This is a genomic window from Serratia sp. 4542, assembly GCF_016805595.1.
Taxonomy (GTDB): Bacteria; Pseudomonadota; Gammaproteobacteria; order Enterobacterales; family Enterobacteriaceae; genus Serratia; species Serratia nevei.
In genome coordinates this window covers 315,589-326,339 of record NZ_RXKV01000009.1, presented here as the reverse complement: position 1 = coordinate 326,339, position 10,751 = coordinate 315,589, and the positions used below count along the sequence as shown (strand labels likewise).

Sequence of the window (10,751 nt, the reverse complement as noted above, 5' to 3'; positions counted from 1 at the left end):
GGTGGCGTGGGTGGTGCCGGCCGCCGGCGTGGCGGAAGAGACGCTGGCAGGCGCGCTGCGGCAGCATGTGAGCGCGGCGCTGCCGGACTATATGGTGCCGTCGGCCTGGGTGGTGGTGGCGGCGTTGCCGCTGTCGCCGAACGGCAAGCTGGATCGGCGGGCGTTGCCGGAGCCGCAGGGGGCGCAGAGCCAGGCAGCGTACGAAGCGCCGCAGGGTGAACACGAAACGCTGCTGGCGGCGATCTGGCGCGAACTGCTGAACGTGGAGCAGGTAGGTCGCCACGATAACTTCTTCGAACTGGGAGGGCACTCGCTGTTGGCGGTACGTCTGACCAACCGTCTGCAGCAGGTGGAATGGCAGCTGCCGTTGCAGACCCTGTTCGCCAACCCGACGCTGCTGGCGTTGGCGCAGCAACTGCGGAGAACCGATGAGGCGCTGCCGCCGATCGAGGCTATGCCACGCGGCGCCGAGTTGCCGCTGTCGTTTGCCCAGCAGCGTTTGTGGTTCCTGACGCAGTTGGAAGGCCTGAGTGAAACTTACCATATTCCCCTGGCGCTGAGCCTGCGCGGCGAGCTGGATCTGCCCGCCTGGCGGCAGAGCCTGGATGCGCTCTATGCCCGCCACGAAGCGTTGCGCAGCCGGTTTGTCACCGTCGAGGGGCAGCCGCAGGCGCACATTCTGCCGGCAGACGCGCTGCCGTTGACGGTTCACGATCTGCGTGGGCGGCAGGATGCTCAGAGCCAGGCGCGGCAACTGGCGCAGCGCCTGACGGAGGCGCCTTTCGATTTGACGCAGGGGCCGCTGGTGCGCGCCGCGCTGATCCGCCTGGCGGATGAGGAACATCTGTTCCTGCTCACCTGTCATCACATCATTTCCGACGGTTGGTCGACCGGCATTCTGCTGCGTGAACTGGGGGCGTTGTACGGGGCTTTCCGTCGCGGCGATGCCGATCCGCTGCCGCAGCTGACGCTGCAATACCCGGATTACGCCGCCTGGCAGCGTCGCTATCTGACGCCGGAGCGGCTGGCGGCGCAGGCGCAATACTGGCGCGAAACGCTGAGCGATGCGCCGGCGCTGCTGACGCTGCCGACCGACCGGCCGCGTCCGACGGTGCAGTCTTTCAGCGGCGGGGAGGTGCCGATCGCGATCGACGCCGAGCTGACGCAGGCGCTGCGGCAGTTCAGCCGACAGCATGGCGGCACGCTGTTCATGACGGTGCTGGCGGCCTGGAGCCTGGTGCTGGCGCGCATGGCCGGGCAGCAGGAGCTGGTGATCGGCACGCCGGAGGCCAACCGTGGCCGGCTGGAAACCGAATCGCTGGTCGGCTTCTTCGTCAGCACGCTGGCGCTGCGCATCGATCTTCGCGACGATCCGGATCTGCCGACGCTGATCGCGCGGATCCGCCACACGGTGCTGGCGGCACGGGAAAATCGCGATCTGCCGTTCGAGCAGGTGGTGGAGCTGGTCAATCCGCCGCGCCACCTGGGCTATACCCCGCTGTTCCAGGTGATGCTGGCCTGGCAGGACGGCTCGGTGCGCGATATCTCGCTGCCTGGGCTGCAGGCCGAGAGTGCCGAGTTGGGCTATCAGATCGCCAAGTATGATTTGACGCTCGATCTGGCGGAGCGCGATGAGCAAATCAGCGGGACGCTGAACTTCGCCACCGCGCTGTTCGACCGCGCTACCGCCGAGCGTTACGGCGTTTACCTGGTGCAGGTGTTGCGGGCGATGGCGACAAATGCTACGCAGCCTGCGTCGCATCTCGAGCTGCTGCCGGCTGCCGAGCGCGAACTGTTGTTGTACGGCTGGAACCGAACCGCGGAAGTTTATCCGGCGCAGAGCAGTGCCCACGTCCTGTTTGAACAGTGGGCGCAGCGCACGCCGGACGCCGTTGCGGTGGTGAACGATCGGGACAGCCTGAGCTATGCCCAATTGAACGCCCACGCCAACCAACTGGCGCACCAACTCATCGCACAGGGCGTGCGCCCGGGCGATCGCGTGGCCACGTCGCTCGAACGCAGCGTTTCTCTGGTCATCGCCCAGTTGGCGATCCTCAAGGCGGGGGCCGCTTATGTGCCGCTCGATCCGCACCTGCCCGTTGCGCGGCAGGCGTGGATCATCGGCGACAGCGGGGCGTCGTTGATCCTGTGCGATCGCGATCTCGACCGCGAGATAGCCGGCGAGATCGCATGCCTGCGTATCGATCGGCTGCGGCAGAATCCGACCCACGATCCGGCGGTGCCTCGCGCCGGCGACGCACCGGCCTACGTCATGTATACCTCGGGCTCGACCGGTACGCCTAAAGGCGTCATGGTGACGCATCAAGGCATCCTCCGGCTGGCGATCAACAACCGTTTTGCGTCGTTTGAACGCGGCGATCGCTTCGCTTTCGCCGCCAATCCGGCGTTTGACGCCAGCACGCTGGAAATGTGGGGAGCCCTGTTGAATGGCGCCAGTCTGGCAATCATTGCGCCGGAAGTGTTGACGGAAGCCGAGGCGTTGGCGGCGGCGCTGGTGCGGCAAGGGATTAACGTCTTGTTCCTGACCACCTCGTTGTTTAACCAATATGTCCATAGCATCGCCGCGACGCTGGCGCAGTTGAAATATCTGCTGAGCGGCGGTGAAGCGGCGGATCCGCACGCCTTTGCCCGCATGCTGAAAGAGGCTGGGCCGGTACGGCTGATCAACGGTTATGGGCCGACCGAGTGTACGGTGTTTGCCACGACGGCCACGATCGAGCGGGTGGATCCCTGGCAGCGTTTGCCTATCGGGCGGCCGATCGGCAATACCCGGATTTATCTGCTGGATGCGCACGGGCAACCGGTACCGCTCGGCGCGACCGGCGAGATCTACATCGCCGGCCCCGGGGTGGCGCTGGGTTATCTCAACCGCGCAGAGTTAACGGCAGAGCGATTCCTGGCGGATCCGTTTAACCCAGGCGAGCGGATGTACCGCACCGGCGATCTGGCGCGCTATCTGCCGGACGGCAATATCGACTACCTGGGGCGCAACGATCGGCAGGTGAAAATTCGTGGCTTCCGCATCGAATGCGGTGAGATCGAGGCGCGAGTGGCCGGTCACCCGGCGGTGCGCGAAGCGGTGGTGGATGTCCTCGGCGAAGCGGACACTAAGCGGTTGGTGGCCTGGGTGGTGCCGGAGGCTGACGCGGATCGCCAGACGTTGGCGGTGACGCTGCGACAGTATCTGGCGGGGATGTTGCCGGAGTTTATGCTGCCGGCGGCCTGGGTGGCGCTGGATACGCTACCGCTGACGCCGAACGGCAAACTGGATCGGCGCGCGCTGCCTGAGCCGCAGGAGGACGCCTACGTGCGTGAGGTTTACGCCGAACCTGAAGGCGAACTGGAAACGCTGCTGGCGGGGATCTGGCGCGAGCTGCTGGGCCTTGAGCGGGTCGGGCGCCACGATAACTTCTTCGAATTGGGCGGCCACTCGCTGCTGGCGGTGAAGTTGATGGCGCAGCTGCGCCGTGTCGGGCTGAGCGCCGGGGTGCAAACGCTGTTCACCGCGCCGACGCTGTCAACGCTGGCGCAGACGTTGGTCACGCAGCAAGAAGTGAGCGTGCCGGCCAACGGTATCCTACCGGGCTGCGTAGCCATTACGCCGGAGATGTTGCCGCTGGCGACGCTGAGCCAGCCGGAGATCGACGCGGTGGTGGCGCAGGTGCCGGGCGGCGTGGCCAACGTACAGGACATCTACGCCTTGTCGCCGCTGCAGGAGGGGATTTTGTTCCACCATCTGCTGGCGGAACGGGGCGACCCGTACCAGCTGTCCGCGGTGCTGCGTTTCGACAGCCGTGCGCGCCTGGACGCCTGGCTGGCGGCGATGCAGCAGGTGATCGATCGCCATGACATTCTGCGCACCGCGTTCATCACGCAGGGCGTGTCATCGCCGGTGCAGGTGGTGTGGCGCAAGGCCGAGTTGTCGCTGCGAGAACTGCGGCTCAATCCGGCGGAGGGCGAGATCGGTTCGCGGCTGACGGCGTTGTTTGATCCGCGCCGCGTGCGGCCTGACCTGACGCGCGCACCGTTGCTGAGCTTTGTCGCCGCACAGGGGGAAGAAGGCAGTTGGTGCGTGCTCCAGCAGTGGCATCACCTGATCGGCGACCACTCGACCCTGGCGGTGATGCAGGAGGAGATCAACCTGATCCTGGCCGGGCGCGGGGACGAACTGGCCAAGGCGCCGCCGTTCCGCAACGCGGTGGCGCAGGCAAGGCTCGGCGTCAGCAAGGCCGAACACGAACAGTTCTTCCGCACGATGCTGGCGGATATCGATGAACCGTCGTTGCCGTTCGGCCTGAGCGACGTGCATGGCGAAGGGCGGGATATCTCGACGGCGCACCTGGCCTTACCGCATGCGCTCAACCAACAGCTGCGGCGGCAGGCGCGGCGGCTGGGCGTCAGCCTGGCCAGCCTGTGCCACCTGGCCTGGGCGCAGGTGTTGGCGCGCGCTACCGGCCGCGATGAGGTGGTGTTCGGCACCGTATTGTTGGGCCGCATGCAGGCCGGAGACGGGGCGGAACGGGCGCTCGGATTGTTTATCAATACTCTGCCGCTACGGCTGGATGTCAACGAGGTCGGCGCGGAATCGGCGGTGTTGCAGGCGCACATCCGGCTGAGCGGGCTGCTGGCCCATGAGCATGCGCCGCTGGCGTTGGCGCAGCGCTGCAGCGGCGTCGCCGCAGGCACGCCGCTGTTCAGTGCCCTGCTGAACTACCGGCATAACAGCGGCGAGGACACCGCATTGCCGACCGGCGTGACGCTGCTCGATAGCCAGGAACGTACCAACTATCCGTTCGTGCTGTCGGTCGAGGATGGAGGTGATTCGCTGGGCCTGACGGCGCAGGTCAGGCAGCCGATTGAAGCGCAGCGCGTGTGCGGCTATATGGCGCAGGCGTTGAGCGCATTGGCGCAGGCATTGGAGCAGGCGCCTCAGACACCGGTCTGCGAACTGGAGGTGATGCCGGATGAAGAGTATGCGCTGCAGCTGTGCCGCTGGAATCATACGGCGGAAGCTTACCCGGCGGATACCTGCGTGCACGAACTGTTTGAACAGCAGGCGCGGCAGACGCCGCAGGCCATCGCTTTGATTCAGGATGCGCAACGGCTCAGCTACGCACAGTTGAATGCGCGCGCCAACCGGTTGGCGCATCGGCTGATTGAGCGCGGCGTAAAACCGGGCGACCGGGTCGCGGTGCGGCTGGCGCGCAGCATCGAACTGGTCTGCGCCCAATTGGCGGTAATCAAGGCCGGGGCGGCGTATGTCCCTATCGATCCGCAACTGCCGGCCGCGCGTCAGGCGTGGATCGCCGATGACAGCGGCGCCTGCCTGATGCTGACGGACGCCGTCGGCGACGAAGGCATTCCGCAGCTGACGGTCGAGGATCGCGAAGCTGAAGGTCATGTCGGTAACCCGGCGTTGCGCGTGTCGAGCGGCGCGACAGCCTACATCATGTATACCTCCGGCTCGACCGGTACGCCGAAAGGCGTCATGACGCCGCACCAGGGGATTACGCGTCTGGTGCGCAACAACCGCTACGCCGCCTTTGACGCCGACGACCGCATCGCCTTTGCCGCCAACCCGGCGTTTGATGCCAGCACGATGGAGGTTTGGGCCGCTCTGTTGAATGGCGGTGCGCTGGTGGTGATCGCGCCGGAAGTGATGATGGAGGCCGAGCGTCTGGCGGCCGAACTGCAACGCCATCGCATCACCACGCTGTTCTTGACTACCGCGCTGTTCAATCAGTATGTGCACAGCATCAGCGGCGCACTGGCGCAGTTGAAATATCTGATTAGCGGAGGGGAGAAAGAGGATCCGGGCGCTTATGCGCGGCTGTTGCAAGAGCGGGGGCCGGTGCACCTGATCCATGCCTATGGGCCGACGGAGACCACCACCTTTGCGACAACGGCACGTATCGAGCGGGCTGAAGGGGAGGCGCGCTTGCCGATTGGGAAACCGATCGGCAATACCCGCGCTTACTTGCTGGACGCCCGCGGGCGCCCGGTGCCGATGGGGGCGGTGGGGGAATTGCACATCGGCGGCGTGGGGGTGGCGTTGGGCTACCTGAACCGACCGGAACTGACGGCACAGCGCTTCCTGAGCGATCCGTTCAATCCGGTCGGTGGCGGCCGCATGTATCGCACCGGCGATCTGGCGCGTTATTTGCCGGACGGCAGTCTTGAATACCAGGGGCGATGCGATCAGCAGATCAAGCTGCGCGGGTTCCGCATCGAACCGGGCGAGATTGAGGTGCAGCTGGCGGCGAGCCCGTGGGTGCGGGAAGCGGTGGTGCAGGTTTGTTCGACGGAACATCATCCGCGCCTGGTCGCCTGGATCGTACCGACGGCCGACGTTGACCGCAGCGCGTTGCAGGGACAGCTACGGGCCTATCTGAGCGAACGTTTGCCGGAGTACATGGTGCCGTCGGCTTATGTCTGGCTGGATGCGCTGCCGTTGACCGCCAACGGCAAGCTGGATCGGCGCGCCTTGCCGGAGCCGGAGCGCGCGGCAGTCGGCACTCGGGAGTATGCGGCGCCTCAGGGGGAGACCGAAACGACGCTGGCGCGGGTATGGTGTGAGCTGCTCGAGATTGGCCAGATAGGGCGTCACGACAATTTCTTCGAGCTCGGTGGCCATTCGCTGCTGGCGGTGCGTCTTTCCAGCCAGCTGCGTCAGCAAGGCATCACCTTGCCGGTACAGGCGATCTTCAACCATCCGATATTGGCCGAACTGGCCGAGCGGATAGATCGTCGCACCGCCGAGGCTCCGTTGCGTAAAGCGGTGCCGGCTCGCAGCAGCGGCAGCCGGCCGCCGCTGTTCTTCGTCCCGACCGGCTTTGGCGACCACTCCTACGTGTTTGAATTGGCCAAGGAGATCGACGAGACCTTCCCGGTCTACGCCGTGCCGTGGCCGGCGGTGGAGGAGAAGCCGGCCACCATGTCCGATATGGCCGCCAGCGCCGTGGCGTTGATTCGCGAAGTGCAGCCGCAGGGGCCATACCATCTGGCGGGGTACTCTTCCGGCGGGGTGTTGGCCTATGCCATCGCCGAGCAGCTGCAATCGGCCGGGGAAGCGGTCGCTTTCCTGGGGTTGATCGACACGTTGCGGCCGGTGGCGGCGATGCACAGCCCGGTCCAGCTGTTGCTGAACTGGGTGGAGTCAACGCAGGAAAGGCCGGATCCGCAGTTCTGTCAGCAGTTGGCTGAGCTGCCGTTGCCGGAGGCGATTGCGGCCGTGCAACGCGCCGGGATCAAGACTCAGCGTGAGGAAGTGGCCGACGAGGCGGCGCTCTGGCAGCAGCGGCACCACTACGCCAAACTGGTGGAAGCGACCCTGGTGCAGCCCGCATCGCTGAAAATCCATCTGTTCAAGGCGAAGCAGGAGCAGGTTTCCGTCAATTCGCAGAACGCACAGTTCCAGGCGTATTGGCAGAAGATCAAGCAGGCGGGATATTGCCGCGAAGACGCTTCCGCGTTGGGATGGGATAAGCTGCTGCCGCCGGCGACCGTCCGCGTCAGCCAGGTCAACGGCGACCATGTGTCGATGATGGAGCATCCGGTTCATCGGCGTGAGCTGGGGCAACACTTCAATCTGGCGTTGCGCGAGCTCGGACAGGCGTAAGCCGGCGGGATGTATCCGATGAGAAAGCCCTCGCAAGAGGGCTTTTTTTTTTACCCGTTGGCGGCGGTTTTGACGAGCTCCACCACCAGCGGTGATAGCTCGCCGCGCAGCGCGGCGCGTTCCGACTGGAACAGCGTAGCGACGTAAAAACGGTGAGCCGGCAGTTCGATGGCGCGCACGTCGCCTTCGCTGTCGTGGCCGCTGATGACCAGCGGGAAGCGTTGCAGATCGACGACGAATTCCGGATTGACGCCGAAGTTGCAGTGGTAGCCTTCATGGGTGTTCAGGCTGCCGTAGGCCCGTGCGACGCGGGTGTCGGGCTGGAAAACGATGTCGCCGGTTTTTTCCACCAGCGAGCAGCTAAGCGGAGCGATCACCAGCCGGCCACCGCTGTCGGTTTCCGCATGACCGGCGTCGTGCCAGCCCATCACGTTGCGGGCGTACTCGACGATCGCGTATTGAAAACCGCCGCAGGAGCCGAGGAACGGCACGTCGTTTTCCCGCGCATGACGGATCGCCATAAAGGCACCGTCGTCGTGACGATACGGGCTGCCCGGCACCACCCAGATGGCGTCGAAATCTTGTAGGACGTCGGGGGAGGTCAGGGTGTCGGTCGGTAGCCACTGGGGCTGCACGTCGATATCGAGGTGGGCGGCGGTGAGCTGGAGCGCTACGGGGATGGCCTGATGGGCCACGGCTTGCGGGGTGTAATCACCGACCAGAGCAATGCGGACTTGAGCTTTCATCATTTCCTTTCCTGTGCGGGTAAAAAAGGAGATTACAGGAAAGCGGGATCGTGAACCGCAGATTTTTTAAACGCTGCGCACAAAAAAGCCCGGCGTCGGCCGGGCTGGAAAAAGGGGTCAGTACAGCGACGGCGCGCCGACCGGCCGGGTTTTGAAGCGGCGGTGCAGCCACAGATATTGCTCCGGTGCCCGCAGGATCTCTTTCTCGATCACTTTGTTCATATAGGCCGCCGCCGCCTGTTCGTCGCTGAGCGGATAGTCTTCCAGGGCCGGTTGAATCAGCAGGTCGTAACCGCGGCCCCCTTCGCGGCGGATCAGCACCACCGGCACCAGCGCCGGGTTGGCCATGCGCGCCAGCATAAAGGTGCCGCTGGTGGTCGCGGCCTGATCGACGGCGAACAGCGGGGCGAATACGCTGCCGCGCGGGCCGTAGTCCTGATCCGGCGCGAACCACACCGCCTCGCCGCGCTTGAGTGCGTGCACCATGCCGCGCAGATCCTTGCGATCGATCATCGCCTTGTTGGAGCGCATACGGCCCTTGGTCTGGGCCCACTCCATCGCTTTGTTGTTGTGTGGGCGGTACATCGCCATCATCGGCTGACACAGGCCCATAGCCCGGCCGCCCAGCTCCAGCGACATAAAGTGCACGCCGATCACCAGCACGCCGCGATCGTCACGCTGCGCCAGGTTGAGGTGGTTGATGCCGGAGACGTTGAACCAGCGCTTGACGCGTTTATCCGGCCAGAACCAGGCCATGCCGGTTTCCAACAGGCCCATGCCGAGCGATTCGAAGTTGCCCACCACTTTGTGCTCGCGCTGCGCTTCGTCCATCTCGGGGAAGCACAGCTCGAGGTTGCGGCGGGTGATGGCGACGCGACGCTTGAGAAAACGCATCGAGGTACGCCCCATCCACACCCCCAGCCGGTAAAGCAACGGATAGGGGAGCTGGACCAGCAGGAACAGCAGGGCGAGGCCGAACCAGGTGAGCCAGTAGCGCGGGTGCAGCAAGGCCAGTTGAAATGCTTTGGCTGATTTCATAGAAACTCGTTTTATACGTTAAAAAGGGGCAGCAAGCTGTAACGCATAAAGGTTCCACTCGATAGCGATACGACCACTCAGACACCCGGGCACGACCAGGGTTTAGTCGGGATTCCATAATTGACTAAACATTTACATTCGAAGGGCGGTTTGCGCTGCTATCAGGCTTCGGAGGGATAGCTGTTGGCCAGCGGAGGCGGCTCTAGGAATGCTTATGCTAGCACAGGGTACGGGGTGTGGCGGAAGAGGGGCATGCGAATATTCTCATTCGCGTTGCCCCTAAGTTGAAGATTGGCGCGTTTTATAGGCTGGGAATGATAATCGCGGCGAAGATTGCAGCGATCACCAGCCATTTCAGCAGGTAGTAACCGCGGCGGTTGCGTGCTTTCAGGCGCTGACCGGCATCGCGCACCGCGTTGACGTATTTGAAGATGCGGTTGATGCCGCCGGTGCGGTCCTGGTCGTCGTTCGGCGAGCTGGCCGCAGACATCAGCGTAGAGCCGACCCAGTGGTTGACCGCCTGCGCCCAGCGCCACTTCATCGGCCGCTCGACGTCGCAAAACAGAATGATGCGCGTCTGGTCGGTGTCGTTCTGTGCCCAGTGCACGTAGGTTTCGTCGAAGATCACCGCCTCGCCGTCACGCCAGCTGTGCTGTTCGCCATCCACTTCGATGAAGCAGCGATCGTCGTTGGGCGTCATCAGCCCCAGGTGATAGCGCACCGAGCCGGCGTAAGGGTCGCGGTGTTTACCCAAATGGCTGCCGGGCGGCAGCTCGGCGAACATCGCCGCCTTGACCGACGGGATGCGGTTGAGCAGCTCGACGGTTTGCGGGCACAGCGTCTGCGCCGAAGGGTGACTGTCGCTGTACCATTTCAGATAGAAACGTTTCCAGCCGCGTTTGAAGAAGGTGTTGAAGCCGGCATCGTTGTGCGACTGCGCCTTTTTGATGTGATCCTGCAGGCGCACCGCTTCTTCGCGGATCACCTGCCAGTTGTCGGTCAGCGTCTGCAGCTCCGGGAAGCCTTTTTCGTCGAAATAGGGCTGTTTGGCGGGCAAACGGGAGAAACCGGTCATAAACATGTTGATCGGCCCCATAAAGGTGGAGTGATCGAACAGTTGGCGGGTAACCTTTTGTTTCTCTTTGCCGCGGGAGTGCGCGTAGAAGAAGCTGACGATGAAAATGCCGATAATGATCGCGGCAACCATAGAATCCATCCCTGTTAATGCTTGTTAAAAATTCATACAAATTATAGTTTTGTGACAGGAAAAATTTAACGTTTTCGTGCTTTTTGACCGGGATTCGCTCGAACGGCATAAAAAAATGAGA

Annotated in this window: 4 protein-coding genes; 1 reads left to right on the top strand and 3 read right to left on the bottom strand. The window is 63.8% G+C overall.

Annotated elements, in window-relative coordinates; genetic code table 11:
• Positions 1-13 precede the first annotated feature (13 nt).
• On the top strand, positions 14-7,639 hold the full coding sequence (locus EKL15_RS12220) for an amino acid adenylation domain-containing protein (RefSeq protein WP_370592983.1): 7,626 nt from the start codon (positions 14-16) through the stop codon (positions 7,637-7,639).
• Positions 7,640-7,689: 50 nt separating this feature from the next.
• On the opposite strand, the gene EKL15_RS12215 is transcribed toward EKL15_RS12220, so the two are convergent.
• The 3 genes from EKL15_RS12215 to lpxO all read right to left on the bottom strand — a co-directional run bounded on the left by EKL15_RS12215 (position 7,690) and on the right by lpxO (position 10,630).
• Entirely contained in the window at positions 7,690-8,385 is a 696-nt protein-coding gene (locus EKL15_RS12215) for a CTP synthase (protein WP_060441061.1), read from the bottom strand.
• A 117-nt stretch (positions 8,386-8,502) separates the two neighbouring features.
• Positions 8,503-9,423: a kdo(2)-lipid IV(A) palmitoleoyltransferase gene (gene lpxP / locus EKL15_RS12210; protein ID WP_060424606.1), complete on the bottom strand. Its 921-nt coding sequence runs from the start codon at positions 9,421-9,423 to the stop codon at positions 8,503-8,505.
• A gap of 301 nt (positions 9,424-9,724) precedes the next feature.
• The gene (gene lpxO / locus EKL15_RS12205) at positions 9,725-10,630 is read right to left on the bottom strand and encodes a lipid A hydroxylase LpxO (RefSeq protein ID WP_060424607.1); all 906 of its coding nucleotides are present in this window, start codon (positions 10,628-10,630) and stop codon (positions 9,725-9,727) included.
• Between the last annotated feature and the right edge of the window lie 121 nt (positions 10,631-10,751).

What these genes read in the sequence shown, in the direction of transcription:
- EKL15_RS12215 (WP_060441061.1), bottom strand. Translation starts at nt 8,385, where the DNA reads ATGAAAGCTCAAGTCCGCATTGCTCTGGTCGGTGATTACACCCCGCAA.
- lpxP (WP_060424606.1), bottom strand. Translation starts at nt 9,423, where the DNA reads ATGAAATCAGCCAAAGCATTTCAACTGGCCTTGCTGCACCCGCGCTAC.
- lpxO (WP_060424607.1), bottom strand. Translation starts at nt 10,630, where the DNA reads ATGGTTGCCGCGATCATTATCGGCATTTTCATCGTCAGCTTCTTCTAC.